The sequence below is a fragment of the Streptococcus sp. SM3 genome (assembly GCF_027497875.1).
In genome coordinates this window covers 1-18,649 of the sequence record NZ_JAJNSA010000044.1, presented here as the reverse complement: position 1 = coordinate 18,649, position 18,649 = coordinate 1, and the positions used below count along the sequence as shown (strand labels likewise).

17 protein-coding genes and 1 tRNA gene are annotated in these 18,649 nt (G+C 41.7%); 14 read left to right on the top strand and 4 right to left on the bottom strand.

Going from position 1 to position 18,649, the window contains the following annotated elements; translation table 11 throughout:
* The 4 genes from PAN06_RS07890 to PAN06_RS07875 all read left to right on the top strand — a co-directional run.
* Nucleotides 1-872, top strand: an 872-nt coding sequence (locus PAN06_RS07890; RefSeq protein WP_269796013.1) for an MFS transporter, incomplete at its 5' end; no start/stop codon positions are given.
* Nucleotides 873-971: 99 nt separating this feature from the next.
* Nucleotides 972-1,721: a tRNA pseudouridine(38-40) synthase TruA gene (gene truA, locus PAN06_RS07885; protein WP_269796012.1), complete on the top strand. Its 750-nt coding sequence runs from the start codon at nucleotides 972-974 to the stop codon at nucleotides 1,719-1,721.
* Nucleotides 1,711-2,484, top strand: coding sequence for a bifunctional hydroxymethylpyrimidine kinase/phosphomethylpyrimidine kinase (locus tag PAN06_RS07880; RefSeq protein WP_094753450.1), 774 nt, complete (start codon nucleotides 1,711-1,713; stop codon nucleotides 2,482-2,484). Before truA ends, PAN06_RS07880 begins: the two co-directional genes overlap by 11 nt.
* Nucleotides 2,462-2,923: an ECF transporter S component gene (locus tag PAN06_RS07875; protein WP_201058324.1), complete on the top strand. Its 462-nt coding sequence runs from the start codon at nucleotides 2,462-2,464 to the stop codon at nucleotides 2,921-2,923. The genes PAN06_RS07880 and PAN06_RS07875 overlap by 23 nt, the downstream gene beginning before the upstream one ends.
* Before the next feature lie 253 nt (nucleotides 2,924-3,176).
* Here PAN06_RS07875 and PAN06_RS07870 read toward each other — a convergent pair whose 3' ends face one another.
* The 4 genes from PAN06_RS07870 to PAN06_RS07855 form a co-directional block, all read right to left on the bottom strand.
* The gene (locus PAN06_RS07870; protein ID WP_269796011.1) at nucleotides 3,177-4,259 is read right to left on the bottom strand and encodes a Xaa-Pro peptidase family protein; all 1,083 of its coding nucleotides are present in this window, start codon (nucleotides 4,257-4,259) and stop codon (nucleotides 3,177-3,179) included.
* Between the two features lie 128 nt (nucleotides 4,260-4,387).
* The gene (gene gatD / locus PAN06_RS07865) at nucleotides 4,388-5,170 is read right to left on the bottom strand and encodes a lipid II isoglutaminyl synthase subunit GatD (protein WP_125442908.1); all 783 of its coding nucleotides are present in this window, start codon (nucleotides 5,168-5,170) and stop codon (nucleotides 4,388-4,390) included.
* Nucleotides 5,170-6,513, bottom strand: a complete 1,344-nt coding sequence (gene murT / locus PAN06_RS07860; protein ID WP_269796010.1) for a lipid II isoglutaminyl synthase subunit MurT — start codon at nucleotides 6,511-6,513, stop codon at nucleotides 5,170-5,172. The genes gatD and murT overlap by 1 nt, the downstream gene beginning before the upstream one ends.
* 212 nt (nucleotides 6,514-6,725) lie before the next feature.
* Entirely contained in the window at nucleotides 6,726-8,042 is a 1,317-nt protein-coding gene (locus tag PAN06_RS07855) for an FAD-containing oxidoreductase (RefSeq protein ID WP_033682109.1), read from the bottom strand.
* Nucleotides 8,043-8,371: 329 nt separating this feature from the next.
* Here PAN06_RS07855 and PAN06_RS07850 point away from each other — a divergent pair, with 329 nt between their 5' ends.
* The 10 genes from PAN06_RS07850 to PAN06_RS07805 all read left to right on the top strand — a co-directional run bounded on the left by PAN06_RS07850 (nucleotide 8,372) and on the right by PAN06_RS07805 (nucleotide 18,489).
* Nucleotides 8,372-9,943 carry a DEAD/DEAH box helicase gene (locus PAN06_RS07850; protein WP_269796009.1) on the top strand — a complete coding sequence of 524 codons (1,572 nt, stop codon included), beginning with the start codon at nucleotides 8,372-8,374 and terminating at the stop codon, nucleotides 9,941-9,943.
* Nucleotides 9,944-10,198: 255 nt separating this feature from the next.
* A complete protein-coding gene (gene codY / locus PAN06_RS07845) occupies nucleotides 10,199-10,987 on the top strand; it encodes a GTP-sensing pleiotropic transcriptional regulator CodY (protein WP_000940721.1) in 789 nt (262 codons plus the stop codon).
* Nucleotides 10,987-11,562, top strand: a complete 576-nt coding sequence (locus tag PAN06_RS07840; RefSeq protein ID WP_049552692.1) for an isochorismatase family cysteine hydrolase — start codon at nucleotides 10,987-10,989, stop codon at nucleotides 11,560-11,562. The genes codY and PAN06_RS07840 overlap by 1 nt, the downstream gene beginning before the upstream one ends.
* An 80-nt stretch (nucleotides 11,563-11,642) precedes the next feature.
* Nucleotides 11,643-11,728, top strand: a tRNA-Leu gene (locus tag PAN06_RS07835).
* A gap of 136 nt (nucleotides 11,729-11,864) precedes the next feature.
* Nucleotides 11,865-13,142 carry an ABC transporter permease gene (locus tag PAN06_RS07830; RefSeq protein WP_269796008.1) on the top strand — a complete coding sequence of 426 codons (1,278 nt, stop codon included), beginning with the start codon at nucleotides 11,865-11,867 and terminating at the stop codon, nucleotides 13,140-13,142.
* Nucleotides 13,143-13,154: 12 nt separating this feature from the next.
* On the top strand, nucleotides 13,155-13,802 hold the full coding sequence (gene vex2, locus PAN06_RS07825) for an ABC transporter ATP-binding subunit Vex2 (protein ID WP_024057461.1): 648 nt from the start codon (nucleotides 13,155-13,157) through the stop codon (nucleotides 13,800-13,802).
* 161 nt (nucleotides 13,803-13,963) lie between these two features.
* The gene (vex3, locus tag PAN06_RS07820) at nucleotides 13,964-15,343 is read left to right on the top strand and encodes an ABC transporter permease subunit Vex3 (RefSeq protein WP_269796007.1); all 1,380 of its coding nucleotides are present in this window, start codon (nucleotides 13,964-13,966) and stop codon (nucleotides 15,341-15,343) included.
* A gap of 142 nt (nucleotides 15,344-15,485) precedes the next feature.
* Nucleotides 15,486-16,142, top strand: a complete 657-nt coding sequence (gene vncR / locus PAN06_RS07815) for a response regulator transcription factor VncR (RefSeq protein ID WP_125442903.1) — start codon at nucleotides 15,486-15,488, stop codon at nucleotides 16,140-16,142.
* Nucleotides 16,139-17,467, top strand: a complete 1,329-nt coding sequence (gene vncS / locus PAN06_RS07810; protein WP_269796006.1) for a sensor histidine kinase VncS — start codon at nucleotides 16,139-16,141, stop codon at nucleotides 17,465-17,467. Before vncR ends, vncS begins: the two co-directional genes overlap by 4 nt.
* 140 nt (nucleotides 17,468-17,607) lie before the next feature.
* Nucleotides 17,608-18,489 (top strand): class II fructose-bisphosphate aldolase, encoded by an 882-nt coding sequence (locus PAN06_RS07805; RefSeq protein ID WP_001019001.1) that lies wholly within the window; start codon nucleotides 17,608-17,610, stop codon nucleotides 18,487-18,489.
* Nucleotides 18,490-18,649 lie beyond the last annotated feature (160 nt).

The following is an 18,649-nucleotide window of genomic DNA, read 5'->3' as shown; positions in this document are numbered from 1 at the left end:
CCTTTGTCTTTGGAACACGGATTCTTTTTGGTTTGGGTGTTGGGATGATTAATGCCAAGGCCATTTCCATTATCAGTGAACGCTATCAAGGAAAAACGCGAATTCAGATGTTAGGATTACGCGGTTCTTCAGAGGTCGTTGGGGCTTCTCTCATTACCTTGGCAGTCGGCCAATTGTTGGCCTTCGGTTGGACAGCTACCTTCCTAGCCTATAGTGCTGGATTTTTGGTACTGACCCTTTATTTGCTCTTTGTCCCTTATGGAAAGGAAAAGAAAGAAGTCAAGAAAAAAGCGAAGGAAGTAAGTCGCTTAACTCGAGAAATGAAAGGCTTGATTTTTACCCTAGCTATTGAAGCGGCAGTTGTAGTTTGTACCAATACAGCTATTACCATCCGTATTCCAAGTTTGATGGTGGAAAGAGGACTGGGAGATGCCCAGTTATCTAGTTTTGTTCTTAGTATCATGCAGTTGATCGGGATTGTGGCTGGTGTGAGTTTTTCTTTCTTGATTTCTATCTTTAAAGAGAAACTGCTCCTCTGGTCCGGTATTACCTTTGGTTTGGGGCAAATTGTGATTGCCTTATCTCCATCCTTGTGGGTGGTAGTAGCAGGAAGTATTCTGGCTGGCTTTGCCTACAGTGTAGCCTTGACGACGGTCTTTCAACTTGTCTCTGAACGAATTCCAGCTAAACTCCTCAATCAAGCAACCTCATTTGCAGTTTTAGGCTGTAGTTTTGGAGCCTTTACGACCCCATTTGTTCTAGGTGCAATTGGCTTGATGACTCACAATGGTATGTTGGTCTTTGCAATCTTAGGATCTTGGTTAATTGTAACTTCTATCTTTGTCATGTACTTACTTCAAAAGAGAGCTTAGGATTGGTTTCCTAAGTTTTTCTTTTTGTGAATTTTGTACCCAGACACTATTTGATTTAGAAACTTGTTTACAGATTATTTTCTTGATAAAATAGAAGTTATGACGAGATATAAAGCAACTATTTCCTATGATGGTTACGCCTTTGCTGGCTTTCAGCGCCAGCCCCATGCGCGTAGCGTTCAGGAAGAAATTGAAAAAACCTTGACCAGGTTAAATAAGGGGCAAGGTATTACTGTTCACGGTGCTGGTAGGACAGATAGTGGGGTTCATGCCCTGGGACAAGTGATTCATTTTGACCTGCCTTATCAGATGAATGAGGAAAAGCTCCGTTTTGCTCTAGACACTCAGTCCCCTGAAGATATTGATGTGATTTCGATTGAGCTTGTGGCGGATGATTTTCATTGCCGTTATGCCAAGCACAGTAAGACCTATGAGTTTATCGTAGACAGGGGCCGTCCCAAAAATCCTATGCGCCGTCACTATGCTACTCACTTTCCCTATCCGCTTGATGTGGATCGGATGCAGATTGCAATCAAAAAGCTAGAGGGCACCCATGATTTTACCGGTTTTACAGCTTCTGGGACTAGTGTAGAGGATAAGGTTCGCACCATCACAGAAGCTAGTCTTAGGGTTGATGAGACAGGTCAGTTTTTGACCTTTACCTTTTCAGGAAATGGTTTCTTGTATAAGCAGATTCGCAATATGGTGGGGACACTGCTCAAAATCGGCAATAACCGCATGCCGGTAGAGCAGATTGACCTCATCTTGGAGAAGAAGGACAGGCAGCTTGCAGGTCCCACGGCGGCACCAAATGGCTTGTATTTAAAGGAGATTCGTTATGAAGAATAATCGTATTTTAGCACTTTCTGGAAATGATATTTTTAGTGGTGGTGGTTTGTCAGCTGATTTGGCTACCTATACTTTGAACGGCTTGCATGGCTTTGTAGCAGTGACTTGTTTGACAGCCTTGACGGAAAAGGGCTTTGAAGTTTTTCCAACTGACGATACCATTTTTCAACATGAATTAGATAGCTTGCGTGATGTGGAATTTGCAGGGATTAAGATCGGTCTTCTACCAACTGTCAGTGTAGCTGAGAAGGCATTGGACTTTATCAAGCAACGTCCAGGAGTGCCTGTGGTATTGGATCCTGTCTTGGTCTGCAAGGAAACGCATGATGTAGCTGTAAGTGAGCTCTGTCAAGAATTGATTCGCTTTTTCCCTCATGTCAGTGTGATTACGCCTAATCTTCCTGAAGCAGAATTATTAGCAGATCAAGAGATTAAAACCCTTGAAGATATGAAAACTGCAGCACAGAAATTGCATGACTTAGGAGCGCCAGCAGTCATTATCAAGGGAGGCAATCGCCTTAGTCAGGACAAGGCTGTAGATGTCTTTTATGATGGACAAAACTTTACGGTCCTAGAAAATCCTGTCATCCAAGGGCAAAATGCTGGTGCAGGTTGTACCTTTGCTTCTAGCATTGCCAGTCACTTGCTTAAAGGTGATGAACTTTTACCAGCAGTAGAAAGCTCTAAGGCTTTCGTTTACCGTGCCATTGCACAAGCAGATCAGTATGGAGTAAGACAATATGAAGCAAACCAAAACAACTAAAATCGCCCTTGTATCCCTATTAACCGCCCTCTCTGTGGTTTTAGGTTATTTCTTAAAAATTCCAACACCGACAGGCATTCTAACTCTTTTAGATGCGGGTGTCTTCTTTACGGCCTTCTACTTTGGTAGTCGCGAAGGGGCTGTAGTCGGAGGACTAGCAGGTTTCTTGATTGACCTCTTATCAGGCTATCCTCAGTGGATGTTCTTTAGCTTGGTCAACCATGGCTTGCAGGGATTTTTCGCAGGATTTAAAGGAAAAACTCAGTGGTTAGGCCTTATCTTAGCAACGATTGCCATGGTAGGGGGTTACGCCTTGGGTTCTACTTTGATGAATGGCTGGGCATCAGCCCTACCAGAAATTCTACCAAATTTCATGCAAAATATAGTAGGGATGATTGTAGGATTTATTCTTAGTCAAAGTATCAAGAAGATTAAGTAAAGAGACTGAGTCAAAAGTCTTTCAAATAAGAAAAACGCATAGTATCAGGTGTTGAAAACTTGATACTATGCGTTTTATTGTGGGAAGATTTTATACTCTTCAAAAATCTCTTCAAACCGCGTCAACATCGTCTTGCCGTAGATATGGTTACTGACTTCATCAGTCTTATCTACAACCTCAAAACAGTGTTTTGAGCAACCTGCGGCTAGTTTCCTAGTTTGCTCTTTGATTTTCATTGAGTATTAGATGAATATTAATCAAAATAAAGCAAGTCTTTGCTGGTGCTTGTAAAGAGGTCGAAGCTGTCCTTGGTAACAACACCGCAGTCTTCAATACGAACACCGACTTTACCAGGGATATAGATACCCGGTTCAACAGAGAAGCACATGCCTTCTTCGATGACCATGTCGTTTCCTTCCATGATAGATGGGAATTCGTGGACATCCATACCGATACCATGACCAAGACGGTGGTTGAAGTACTCACCGTAACCAGATTTTTCGATGACCTCACGGGCAGCGCGGTCCACTTCATGGGCAGTCACACCTGGTTTGATAAAGTCAAGAGCAGCTTGTTGGGCTTCCAGAGTCAAGTTGTAAATGTCTTTCTTGAATTGGTCAGGTTTACCGACAGCGACTGTACGGGTCATATCTGAAGCATAGCCGTTGACTAGAACACCCAGGTCAAAGAGGAGAAGGGCGTTATTTTCAACTTTGTTTGCTGCTGGAATACCGTGTGGATTTGCAGCATTATCACCAGTCAAGACCATGGTATCAAAACTCATTTCATAACCTTCACGCTTCATAGCAAAGTCAATTTGGGCGATGATATCTGTCTCAGTCTTATCAAGAGAAATATTGTCAAATCCAACATTAACAGCCTTGTCCGCATAGAGACCTGCAACCATCATTTTTTGCACTTCATCAGCTGATTTGATGAGGCGCATGCGTTGGATACGAGGTGTGAGGTTTTCAAACTCAGCAGTTTCAAAAACGGTTTTTAAACCATGATATTTTGTCAAGATGAGATTGTCAAACTCAACAGCGACACGTTTGAAGTCAAGTTGTGGAAGAGCATGTTTCATTTTTTGCCATGGATTTTCAGAGTCCACATAGCCCACAACTGGGAAGGAAACAGTGCTGCTTGCACGCTCAACCTCAAGGGCTGGGACAAAGAGGAGAGGTTCCTGATCCGCTAGGACAAAAAGGAACATTTGGCGTTCATGGGGATCACTGTAAAAGCCAGTGAGGTAATTGATTGTGACGGGGTCAGATACGACAGCGACGTCTAGTTTTTCAGTTTCAAGATATGTTACGATTTGTTGTAATTTAGACATATGCTACCTTCTTTCTACCCCTCTATTTTGGCAAAAAATGAGAGAAAATGCAAGGGAGAAGGGTAAAAGAAAAGACAAAAAAGAACTCCGACAAGATAACGGGGTTCTTTGATATAGTTTCACTTTGTTTAAGAAAAGTCAGCTTTGCTTTTGACGTCGCTGTATTCCTCAGCGATTTCTTGGCTGAGAATGTCCTCATAGGCAGGGAGTTGGATGTCCTGACCATATTTCTTCTTGAGGGCAGTAGTGACTAGGCGATAAGCTAGATTGGCATTACGAGATAGGATAGGTCCGTGGAAGTAGGAACCAAAGACATTCTTATAATGAACCCCTTCGCCGACTTTTTCCTCGTTGTTTCCATTTCCATAGACAACCTGTCCCAGTGGTTTTTGATCATCTGAGAGGAAGGTGCGGCCCTGATGATTCTCAAATCCGTAGTAGGTTTCATCGAAATCTTCATTATGAATCTTGATGTCACCGATAAAACGGTTATTGGTCTGGTTGAGCGTGTAGTGGCCCATGACACCTAGCCCTTCGATACGTCTCCCTGAAGCTTCAACATAATATTGACCCAATAGTTGGAAACCACCGCAGATAGCCAGAACCACACCGTCGTTTTGGATGTAGTTGTCAATGCTCTCTTTTTTAGCAGGTAGGTCGTCTGCAATAATACTTTGTTCAAAGTCTTGACCGCCACCGAAAAAGGCGATGTCGTAGTGATTTTCGTCAAAGTCATCATGGAGAGAAACGATGTCAACGGTCACATGGGCTCCCAGCTTTTCAGCCACATACTTGAGCATGAGGATGTTTCCATTATCCCCATAAGTATTCATGAGATTTCCATAGAGGTGGGCAATGTTGAGCTGATAAGGGTAAATGCCATCTTTTGAGGAAAGTGAAGTATAAACCATTAGTTCATCTCCTTTCTAACAATCTGACGACTAGCCAGCAGTTCGCGGAATTCAAGCATAGCAGTATAGGTAGCCAGAATATAAGCATGCTTGCAGTCTTGGTTCTCAATGGTCTTAAGAACTTGTTCCAGACTACTTGTTTCAGTGATTTTATCAGCTGGATAGCCTGTTACTCGTAGACGACGAGCGATTTCAGAATGACGGACACCACCAGCGTTGATTTCAGGAATGTCCATATCAGTGATTTGTTCAAAGTCCGCATCCCAAATCCAGCTTGTGTCAATACCGTCTGCATAGTTAGCGTTAAGGAGGACAGATAGGCTAAATGGATAAGGTGCTAGTTTGATCATTTCGATAGCTTGGGTTGCACCGACTGGATTTTTAATCAAGACAAGGGTGCATTCCTTGTCACCTATATGGAAGGTTTCTTGGCGTCCAAAGACTGCACGGCTCTTATCAAATCCTTGCTTGATGAGTTGTGAATCTGCGCCGAGAAAACGGGCGATGGCAACCGCAGCTAGGGCGTTGTAGATATTGTAGAGACCACCGATTTGGATACCGTATTCTTGTCCGTCAATGACAAAGCGAGAGCGATTGTTGGTTAACTCAACCAGTTCTGTCAAGCGATAGTCGAGATCAGGACGTTTACATCCACAGCCTTCACAGATATAGGCACCCAAGTTTGCATAGGTATTCTGCTCATATTTGAGGATACCTTGGCAGTCAGGACAGAGAATTCCTTCTGTATTATAGTGAGCCAGCTGGGCTGGGCCTTTTTCCAAGTCAAAACCAAAATACTGTACAGGATTTGGAATTGCTGGCTTGTAGAAAAGCGGACTGTCACCATTGAGGAGAACAGTAGCCGTAGGTACCTTACGAATAGCATCCAAAATCATCTTATAAGTTGTGTAAATCTCACCATAGCGGTCCATCTGGTCACGGAAGATATTGGTGATAACAAATAAGCTTGGCTGGATATAGTCACAGATACGAGATAGACTGGCTTCATCGATTTCTAGAACGGCAATGTTTTTTCCGGCTTTAGAAGATTTGGCAGTCAGGAAAGTTGTTGCAATCCCTGTGATCATGTTGGCACCGCTTGGGTTGGTCAGAACTTGACCATAAACCTCTTTTAAAATGTCGACAGTCAGGGCAGTTGTCAAGGTTTTTCCGTTGGTTCCAGTGACTACGACAATTTCATAGTTCTTAGCTAGGTTTTGTAAAATATCTTTATCAAATTGAAGGGCAAGTTTTCCTGGAAGCGTACTTCCACGGCCAAGACGACTTAAAACGAAGTGGGAAGAACGCCCAGCAAGAAGGCCCAAAGTAGTTTTTAATTTCATGTTTCTATTATATCATAAAAGAAGGAAAAGACAGATTTGATACTCAATGAAAATCAAAGAGCAAACTAGGAAGCTAGCCGCAGGTTGCTCAAAGCACCGCTTTGAGGTTGCAGATAAAGCTGACGTGGTTTGAAGAGATTTTCGAAGAGTATGAGATTTCGCAGAAATGAAAACAGCCCGAAGAGGGCTGTTAGATATGATTAAATCTCAACTTAAATCGCAAACAAGTCATTCAAGTTCTCAGCCAAGGTTGGGTGAGTAAAGATTTGTTTTGTGAAGTAAGTGTAAGGAATCTTGTTGTCCATAGCAACAGTGATGATGTTGATGATTTCTTGAGAACCTTCTGAGAAGATGCTTGCTCCAAGAATTTCTTTTGTTTCAGTATTAACCACAGCTTTGAAAGCTCCACGAAGGTCTCCATTTACGTGACCACGAGGCATGGCTGCAACAGGAATTTCTTTCACTGCGTATGGAAGTTTCAAATCAGCTGCTTGGCTTTCAGTCAAACCAACTTGTGAAAGTGCAGGTGTGATGAACATAGTATTTGGTACATTGAGACGGTCTTCAAGTGTGTAGCTGCCATCTCCAGCAAGATAGCTGTAAACAACACGGAAGTCATCAAGTGAAATGTAAGTAAATTGAAGGCCACCGTTGACATCCCCAACTGCAAAGACACCAGGAACGTTTGTTTGACAATGTTTGTCTACTTTAATAGCACCACGTTCAGTTAGTTCAATATCTGTATTTTCAAGTTGAAGTGGTTCTACATTTGGTTTGCGTCCAGTTGCGTAGAGAAGGGCATCGAAACGGTAAGTTTCGTTTTCAGTTACGACAAGCACTTGGTCACCGTCGTTTTTGATTTCAGTAGTACGGATGTTTTGAAGTAATTCAATACCGTCTTCTTCCATGTATTGTTTAGCAAGAGCAGCGATTGAAGGTTCTGCACGAGGAAGGAAAGTATCCAAGGCATCTAGAACTGTAACCTTGCTTCCAAGTTTGTTGTAAAGACCTGCAAATTCAAGACCGATATTTCCACCACCAAGGACTCCAAGTTTTTCAGGCAATTTGTCCAAGTTTTGGATACCTGTTGAGTCAAAGACGTTCTTGCTTGTAGCAAGTCCTGGAATTGGCAAGACATTTGAAACAGCACCAGTGTTGATGACGATTGTTTCAGCGGTCAGTTCTTTCTTTTCATCACCAGCTTGGATTTCGATGACTTTATTTGAAAGGAAGTGAGCTTCCGCATCAAAGATATCCACACCTGTACCAGCAACAGTCGCATAGTTTTTACCGTTAAGGCGACCAGTGATAGTGTTTTTGGTAGCAATCACTTCTTCAAAAGACAAGTCTTTCTCAGCAGCAACTAGCAAAGTTTTAGTTGGGATACATCCGATGTTGATACAAGTTCCACCGTACATAGCTTTGCTACGTTCAACGAGGGCAACTTTTTTGCCAGCTGAAGCCAATTTACCAGCTAGTGTTTTACCAGCTTTACCAAATCCGATAACGATTAAATCATAAGTTAACATTTAGAGTTCCTCCTATTCGATTTTCATTCTAGCACAAGAAAAAAACTTTTGCACAATTCTGCTACGCTTTAAAAAAGTTTATGAAATAGTGGAAATTATAGCCTCATTTTCTCAGAAAAATCGTTTACATAACATTATCGAAGGATTAGGCTATCTTTTGCTTCTCTCTTGTGTTATACTAGATAGGTTGCAAAGAAAACAGTACTTTTCTTTTGTGGAAAAGAAGCAACACGATTTTATATCCAGTATATGAAAATACGTCATAAAAAGAAAAGTATAAACTAAGCCCTATAGGGTGGCTTCGCACCACCTTTAGAAAGAAGAATAACGTGAAATTTAATGAATTAAACTTGTCTGCTGATTTGCTAGCAGAGATTGAAAAAGCTGGTTTTGTAGAAGCCAGTCCGATCCAAGAGCAAACTATTCCCTTGGCCCTTGAAGGCAAGGACGTTATCGGTCAAGCTCAGACTGGTACAGGAAAAACTGCAGCCTTTGGCTTGCCAACCCTTGAAAAAATCCGTACAGAAGAAGCGACCATCCAAGCTTTGGTTATCGCTCCAACACGTGAACTTGCTGTCCAAAGTCAAGAAGAACTCTTCCGTTTTGGTCGTAGCAAGGGAGTCAAAGTCCGTTCAGTATATGGCGGATCAAGCATTGAAAAACAAATTAAGGCTCTAAAATCTGGTGCCCATATCGTGGTGGGAACACCTGGTCGTCTCTTGGACTTGATTAAACGCAAGGCCTTGAAATTACAAGACATTGAAACACTTATCCTTGACGAAGCGGATGAAATGCTCAACATGGGCTTCCTTGAAGACATTGAAGCGATCATCTCCCGTGTCCCTGAAAGCCGTCAAACCTTACTTTTCTCAGCAACAATGCCGGATGCTATCAAACGTATCGGTGTTCAGTTTATGAAAGAGCCTGAGCATGTCAAGATTGCGGCTAAGGAATTGACAACAGAATTGGTTGACCAATACTATATCCGAGTTAAAGAGCAAGAAAAATTTGATACCATGACTCGTCTTATGGATGTGGAACAGCCTGAGCTTGCTATCGTATTTGGTCGTACAAAACGCCGTGTAGATGAATTGACTCGTGGTTTGAAAATCCGTGGTTTCCGTGCAGAAGGAATTCATGGTGATTTGGACCAAAACAAACGTCTTCGTGTCCTTCGTGACTTTAAAAATGGCAATCTTGATGTTTTGGTTGCGACAGACGTTGCAGCGCGTGGCTTGGATATTTCAGGTGTGACCCATGTCTATAACTACGATATTCCACAAGATCCTGAAAGTTATGTTCACCGTATCGGTCGTACAGGTCGTGCTGGTAAGTCAGGTCAGTCTATTACTTTCGTTTCACCAAATGAAATGGGCTACCTTCAAATCATTGAAAACTTGACTAAGAAACGTATGAAAGGTCTCAAACCTGCAAGTGCAGAAGAAGCCTTCCAAGCAAAAAAACACGTAGCTCTCAAGAAAATCGAACGTGATTTTGCAGATGAGACTATCCGTGCCAACTTTGAGAAATTTGGTAAGGATGCTCGTAAGCTAGCTGCCGAATTTACTCCAGAAGAATTGGCAATGTATATCTTGAGTCTGACTGTTCAAGATCCTGATAGCCTTCCTGAAGTGGAGATTGCACGTGAAAAACCACTGCCATTTAAACCATCAGGTAATGGCTTCGGTGGTAAAGCTAAGGGAGGTCGTCGTGGAGATGACCGTCGTGATAATCGCCGTGGAGACAACCGTCGTGGTCGTCGTGATGATTTCAAAAAAGGAAGTCGTGGCAATGATCGTTTTGATAAGGAAAAACGTTACCGTAAGGATAATAAAAAACCACGCAATACTTCAAGTGAAAAGCAAACAGGCTTTGTTATTCGTAACAAGGGCGATAAATAAGAAAAAGCGGTTCAAAATGAATCGCTTTTTTATATAAGGAGACCGAATGGAAAAGAAAGATAAATAAAATAGATATATTATCTTCTTGTGATATTATAATACACAAAAATAGGGAGCTTGTCAATAGAAAAGAAGCAATTTAATTAAAAATATTCTTGTTTTTTCAAATTGCAATTAAATAAGCAATTTTCAGATAATAATTGAAAATTCAAGCTGTTTATGTTATAATGATAGCGATTAAATTCGAGGTGAAAAATGGCACATTTATTAGAAAAAACTAGAAAAATTACTTCTATCCTGAAGCGCTCAGACGAGCAGTTGCAGGAAGAGCTTCCCTACAATGCGATTACCCGTCAATTGGCAGATATTATTGACTGTAACGCCTGTATCGTTAATAGCAAGGGACGTCTCCTTGGTTATTTCATGCGTTACAAAACCAATACAGATCGTGTAGAGCAGTTCTTCCAGACTAAGATTTTCCCTGATGACTATATTCAAGGTGCGAACATGATTTACGATACAGAAGCCAATCTGACAGTTGATCATGATTTGAGTATTTTCCCTGTGGAAAGTCGTGCCGACTTTCCAGATGGTTTGACGACCATTGCACCGATTCATGTATCAGGGATTCGCCTTGGTTCTTTGATTATTTGGCGCAATGATAAAAAATTCGAAGACGAGGATTTGATTCTTGTTGAGATTGCGAGTACCGTGGTTGGGATTCAACTCCTTAATTTCCAACGTGAAGAAGATGAGAAAAATATCCGTCGCCGTACTGCTGTTACCATGGCGGTTAATACCCTTTCTTACTCCGAACTCCGTGCTGTTTCAGCCATTTTAGGGGAATTAAATGGAAATGAAGGTCAGTTGACTGCGTCAGTGATTGCAGATCGTATCGGGATCACTCGCTCTGTGATTGTCAATGCCCTTCGTAAACTTGAGTCTGCAGGGATTATTGAAAGTCGCTCACTTGGAATGAAGGGAACCTATCTTAAGGTCTTGATTTCAGATATTTTTGAAGAAGTGAAGAAAAGAGATTACTAATGACTAAGGCTTTAATTTCGATTGACTATACAGAAGATTTTGTTGCTGATAGTGGGAAGCTGACAGCAGGCGCTCCAGCTCAGGCGATTTCGGATGCCATCAGCAAGGTAACTCGATTAGCTTTTGAACGAGGAGATTACATCTTCTTTACAATAGATGCTCATGAAGAAAACGATTGTTTCCATCCAGAAAGCAAGCTATTTCCTCCTCACAATTTGATTGGGACTAGTGGACGGAATTTATACGGAGATTTGGGGAACTTTTATCAAGAGCATGGTTCAGACAGTCGTGTCTTTTGGATGGATAAACGCCATTACTCAGCTTTTTCAGGGACTGACCTAGATATCCGCTTGAGAGAGCGTCGAATTTCTACAGTTATCTTAACAGGAGTCTTGACGGATATCTGTGTCCTGCATACAGCTATAGATGCCTATAATCTAGGATATGATATCGAGATTGTTAAACCAGCTGTTGCATCTATCTGGTCTGAAAATCATCAATTTGCCTTAGGTCATTTCAAAAATACACTCGGAGCCAAGTTAGTAGATGAAAATCTAAATGAAATTTCAGAGTAATTTGGTTGATGAAATGAAAAATTTTGAAAAAAAGTGTTGACAAGCATCCTAAAAGTTGATATACTAGTAAAGTAATCGACGCGGGGATGGCGGAATTGGCAGACGCGCAGGACTAAGGATCCTGTGACCGCTTTAGGTCGTGAGGGTTCAAGTCCCTCTCTCCGCATAGGATAAGAGTTAGCCTAGGCTAGCTCTTTTTTCATATAATTCAAGTAGAGCAAAAAATTTTGGCTCTTTTTTTGTATTTCATAAACATTTCATATTTGGATTTTATAATAGTCTTACAAATATGGAGGTGACAAATGAATCCAATCCAAAGAGCTTGGGCTTATGTCAGCAGAAAACGACTGAGAAGTTTTATTTTATTTCTGATTTTATTTGTTCTTTTAGCAGGAATTTCAGCCTGTTTGACGCTGATGAAGTCCAACAAAACAGTGGAAACCAATCTTTATAAATCACTCAATACCTCTTTTTCTATTAAGAAGATAGAAAATGGTCAAACCTTCAAGTTATCGGACCTAGCATCTGTCAGCAAGATTAAGGGGCTGGAAAATATCTCTCCTGAACTCGAGACGGTCGCAAAACTGAAAGACAAGGAAGCGGTGAGTGGCGAGCAGAGTGTTGAACGTGATGATTTGTCAGCTGCGGACAAGAACTTGGTTAGCTTAACGGCTCTAGAGGATTCATCCAAGGATGTTACCTTTACCAGCTCGGCTTTCAATCTGAAAGAAGGGCGACACCTTCAAAAAGGGGATTCCAAGAAAATCCTGGTCCACGAAGAGTTGGCTAAGAAGAACGGTCTTTCGCTTCATGACAAGATTACCTTAGATGCTAGTCAGTCAGAAGCTGGCAAAGGACAAACTGTCGAGTTTGAAATCGTCGGAATCTTCTCTGGTAAAAAACAAGAGAAATTTACAGGCTTGTCTTCTGACTTCAGTGAAAACCAGGTTTTTACAGACTATGAAAGTAGCCAAAGCCTTTTGGGAAATGGTGAATCTCTAGTCAGTGCAGCTCGCTTCTATGTAGAAAATCCTAAGGAAATGGACGGACTCATGAAGCAGGTGGAAAACTTGGTCTTGGGAAATCAAGGCTATCAAGTCGAAAAGGAAAACAAGGCTTTTGAACAAATCAAAGACTCAGTTGCTACCTTCCAAACCTTTCTGACCATCTTCCTTTATGGAATGTTGATAGCAGGAGCAGGAGCCTTAATTTTGGTCTTGTCTCTTTGGTTGAGAGAAAGGGTCTACGAAGTAGGGATTTTACTGGCACTTGGAAAAGGCAAGAGTTCGATCTTCCTACAGTTCTGTTTAGAGGTAGTTTTGGTATCTCTCGGAGCTTTGCTTCCATCCTTTATCGCTGGAAATGCCATTACATCCTATCTGCTCCAAACTGTCCTAGCAAGTGGAGATCAGGCAGTCTTACAAGACACGCTAGCCAAAGCAAGCAGTCTATCAACCAGCATCCTATCTTTTGCAGAATCCTATGTTTTTCTAGTTCTGCTTAGTTGTTTATCTGTAGCCCTTTGTTTCCTATTCTTATTTAGAAAATCGCCGAAAGAAATTTTATCATCTATTAGTTAAGAAGGAGAAATCATGACTTTATTACAATTACAAGATGTTACCTACCGTTATAAGAACACTGCTGAAGCAGTCCTATATCAGATCAATTATAATTTTGAACCCGGGAAATTTTACAGTATCATTGGTGAGTCAGGAGCAGGAAAATCTACTCTCTTGTCCCTCCTTGCTGGTCTAGATAGTCCTGTTGAAGGTTCTATCCTTTTTCAAGGAGAGGATATTCGTAAGAAGGGCTATTCTTACCATCGCATGCACCATATTTCCTTGGTATTTCAAAATTATAACTTGATAGATTATCTTTCTCCACTGGAAAATATCCGCTTGGTCAATAAAAAGGCAAGCAAGGATACACTGCTTGAGCTTGGTTTGGATGAAAGTCAGATCAAGCGGAATGTTCTCCAGTTATCAGGTGGTCAACAGCAACGTGTTGCCATTGCTCGTAGTTTGGTATCAGAAGCTCCAGTTATTCTAGCGGATGAGCCAACGGGAAATCTGGACCCTAAAACTGCTGGAGATATTGTCGAATTGCTCAAATCACTTGCCGAGAAAACAGGTAAATGTGTAATTGTCGTTACGCATAGTAAAGAAGTGGCGCAAGCGTCAGATATTACACTTGAGTTGAAGGACAAGAAACTGACTGAAACTCGCAATACGACGAAATAATATGAGCTTTTTCAGTTATACTCTTCGAAAATCAAATTCAAACCACGTCAGCGTCGCCTTACCGTACTCAAGTACAGCTTACGGCTAGCTTCCTAGTTTGCTTTTTGATTTTCATTGAGTATTAGAACTATAAAATAAAACAAAATCTAGAAAGGAAACCTATGTTACACAACGCATTTGCCTATGTTACAAGGAAGTTTTTCAAATCGATTGTCATCTTCCTGATTATTCTCCTCATGGCGAGCTTGAGTTTGGTCGGCTTGTCAATCAAGGGAGCTACTGCCAAGGCTTCTCAGGAGACCTTTAAAAATATCACCAATAGCTTCTCCATGCAAATCAATCGTCGCGTCAATCAAGGTACGCCACGTGGTGCTGGGAATATCAAGGGTGAAGATATCAAAAAAATCACCGAAAATAAGGCCATCGAGTCTTATGTGAAACGCATCAATGCTATCGGAGATTTGACTGGATATGAACTTATCGAAACGCCAGATACCAAGAAAAATCTAACACCTGACCGTGCTAAACATTTTGGAAGCAGCTTGATGATTACAGGTGTCAATGACTCCTCTAAAGAAGACAAGTTTGTCTCCGGATCTTATAAGCTGGTCGAAGGTGAGCACCTAACAAATGACGACAAGGATAAGATTCTCCTGCACAAGGATTTGGCGGCCAAACACGGCTGGAAAGTCGGCGATAAGGTCAAACTGGACTCCAATATCTATGATGCTGATAATGAAAAAGGTGCCAAGGAAACAGTCGAAGTGACAATCAAGGGACTCTTTGATGGTCATAATAAGTCAGCAGTAACCTACTCACAAGAACTCTATGAAAATACAGCTATCACAGACATTCACACTGCTGCAAAACTTTATGGATACACAGAAGACACAGCTATTTATGGGGACGCAACCTTCTTTGTAACAGCGGACAAGAACTTGGATGATGTTATGAAAGAGTTGAATGGCATCAGTGGTATCAACTGGAAGAGCTACACACTTGTGAAGAGCTCCTCTAACTACCCAGCTCTTGAGCAATCCATCTCTGGTATGTACAAGATGGCCAATCTCCTCTTCTGGGGTAGCTTGAGTTTCTCAGTTCTTCTCCTTGCCCTCTTGCTCAGCCTTTGGATCAATGCCCGTCGCAAGGAAGTGGGTATTCTCCTCTCTATTGGTCTCAAGCAGGCAAGTATCTTGGGTCAATTCATCACTGAATCCATCTTGATTGCCATCCCTGCTCTTGTTTCTGCTTACTTCTTAGCTACTTACACAGCGCGTACAATCGGAAATACTGTTCTTGCCAATGTCACTTCAGGTGTTGCCAAGCAAGCCAGCAAGGCTGCTCAAGCCTCTAACCTTGGTGGTGGTGCAGAAGTAGATGGTTTTAGTAAAACCTTGTCGAGCTTAGATATTTCTATTCAGACATCAGATTTTATCATCGTCTTTGTCCTTGCCTTGGTTCTAGTGGTTCTCGTTATGGCGCTTGCTTCAAGCAATCTCCTTAGAAAACAACCAAAAGAGCTCTTGCTGGATAGTGAATAACAAACTTGCTACCTATTCTCCCCTAAATGGGGTATAATATAGGTAGCATTTTTATCTGTTTTGTCTTGATAAGGACTCTTCCTATCAGGATGAAACAGAGAAGATTTACAAGAAATTTAAAGGAATGTGAAACGTTTTTTCTATGAAAATTTTAATTGTAGAAGATGAAGAGATGATCCGTGAGGGGGTCAGTGACTATTTGACGGATTGTGGTTATGAAACCATTGAAGCAACGGACGGTGAGGAAGCCTTAGAAAAATTTTCCAGCTATGAGGTGGCCTTAGTTTTACTAGATATCCAGATGCCCAAGCTCAATGGTCTGGAAGTCCTAGCTGAGATTCGTAAAAGCAGTCAGGTTCCTGTCTTGATGTTGACAGCCTTTCAAGATGAGGAATACAAAATGAGTGCCTTTGCCTCTCTGGCAGATGGCTATCTGGAAAAACCCTTCTCCCTCTCCCTCTTAAAAGTGAGAGTGGACGCGATTTTCAAGCGCTATTATGATACAGGACGAATCTTCTCCTATAAAGATGCCAGGGTGGATTTTGAGAGCTACAGTGCCAGCCTAGCAGGTCAAGAAGTGGCTATCAATGCCAAAGAGTTAGAAATTCTGGACTACCTGGTGAAAAATGAAGGACGGGCCTTGACTCGTTCTCAGATTATTGATGCCGTCTGGAAAGCGACAGATGAGGTTCCCTTTGACCGTGTCATTGATGTTTATATCAAGGAACTGCGGAAAAAGCTAGGCTTGGACTGCATCCTCACTGTGCGCAATGTTGGTTATAAATTGGAGCGAAAATGAAACGAACAGGTTTATTTACAAAGATATTTATCTACACCTTCTCGATTTTTAGTGTTCTGGTTATCTGCCTTCATTTAGCTATTTATTTTCTCTTTCCCTCGACTTATCTGAGCCACCGTCAGGAAACCATTGGTCAGAAAGCGACAGCTATTGCCCAGTCCCTAGAAGGAAAGGATAGGCAAAGTATCGAGCAAGTCTTAGACTTGTATTCCCAGACTAGTGAGATCAAAGGGGCGGTCAAGGGCGAGATGACCGAGGACAAGTTAGAAGTCAAGGACAGTTTTCCTCTGGATACAGACCGCCAGACAACCTCTCTCTTTATCGAGGAGCGCGAGGTGAAAACGCAAGATGGTAGCACCATGACTCTGCAATTTTTAGCTTCCGTGGATTTGCAAAAGGAAGCAGAGCAAATCAGTCTCCAATTTCTCCCCTACACCTTGCTGACATCCTTTCTAATTTCTCTCTTGGTGGCCTATATTTATGCACGGACTATTGTTGCACCGATTTTGGAAATCAAGCGAGTAACCCGTCGGATGATGGAGCTAGATGCCCAAGTGCGTTTGCGCGTGGATTCTAAGGACGAAATTGGTGATCTCAAGGAACAAATCAATAGCCTCTACCAACATCTTTTGACTGTCATTGCGGACTTGCATGACAAGAATGAAGCCATTCTCCAGCTGGAAAAGATGAAGGTTGAATTCCTACGGGGCGCTTCTCATGAATTGAAGACACCTCTGGCAAGTCTCAAAATCTTGATTGAAAATATGAAAGAAAATGTCGGTCGTTATAAGGACAGAGACCACTATCTGGGAGTTGCCTTAGGAATTGTGGATGAGCTCAATCACCACGTTCTCCAGATACTTTCTCTCTCGTCTGTACAAGAATTACGAGATGATAGGGAACAAATTGACTTACACCAGATGACGCAAAGTCTAGTCAAGGATTATGTCTTGCTAGCCAAGGAAAGAGAGCTTCAGATTGATAATAGCTTGTCCCATCAGCAGGCTTATCTAAACCCATCAGTTATGAAATTGATTCTGTCTAACCTTATCAGCAATGCCATCAAGCACTCTGTTCCAGGTGGCTTGGTTCGCATTGGAGAAAGAGAAGGGGAACTTTTTATAGAAAATAGCTGTAGTCCAGAAGAACAAGAAAAACTAGCCCAATCTTTTTCTGACAATGCTAGTCGCAAGACCAAGGGGTCTGGGATGGGACTCTTTGTGGTCAAGAGTCTATTAGAACATGAAAAATTAGCTTATCGTTTCGAGGTGCAGGAGAATCGTTTAACCTTCTTTATAGTTTTTCCAAAAGTCGCCCAAGACTAGGGAGAGAAAGGGTTTACATAGAGGAAGCTAGAAGAAATTCAATCGAAACTACGGGAAAAACTAGATTTTTTTGTCAAAAAGTGATAAAATGAACAATGTAAATGGGATGACCCATAAAAATATACAGGAGGCCTGATAAAATGGCAATCGTTTCAGCAGAAAAATTTGTCCAAGCAGCTCGTGACAACGGTTATGCAGTTGGTGGATTTAACACAAACAACCTTGAGTGGACTCAAGCTATCTTGCGCGCAGCAGAAGCTAAAAAAGCTCCAGTTTTGATCCAAACTTCAATGGGTGCTGCTAAATACATGGGTGGCTACAAAGTTGCTCGCAACTTGATCGCTAACCTTGTTGAATCAATGGGTATCACTGTACCAGTAGCTATCCACCTTGACCACGGTCACTACGAAGATGCACTTGAGTGTATCGAAGTTGGTTACACTTCAATCATGTTTGACGGTTCACACCTTCCAGTTGAAGAAAACCTTAAATTGGCTAAAGAAGTTGTTGAAAAAGCACACGCTAAAGGTATCTCAGTAGAGGCTGAAGTTGGTACTATCGGTGGTGAAGAAGACGGAATCATCGGTAAAGGTGAATTGGCTCCAATCGAAGACGCTAAAGCAATGGTTGAAACTGGTATCGACTTCTTGGCAGCTGGTATCGGTAACATCCATGGTCCTTACCCAGCAAACTGGGAAGGTCTTGACCTTGACCACTTGCAAAAATTGACAGAAGCTCTTCCAGGCTTCCCAATCGTATTGCACGGTGGATCAGGTATTCCTGATGAGCAAATCCAAGCAGCTATCAAACTTGGTGTTGCGAAAGTTAACGTTAACACTGAATGCCAAATCGCATTCGCTAACGCAACTCGTAAATTTGCTCGTGACTACGAAGCAAACGAAGCAGAATACGACAAGAAAAAACTCTTCGACCCACGTAAATTCTTGGCTGACGGTGTAAAAGCTATCCAAGCATCAGTTGAAGAACGTATCGACGTATTCGGTTCAGAAGGTAAAGCTTAATCAAGCTGAATAGTACAGATGAAACCTGCCCATTGGGTGGGTTTTTTGTGTTTTAAGGAGACTATTAAACCATAATTTTTGATTAATAGTATTATTTTAAGAGAAAAAATTTCAATTTCATAAACTTTAGGCAAACGCTTGCATTCTATTTTTTATTGGA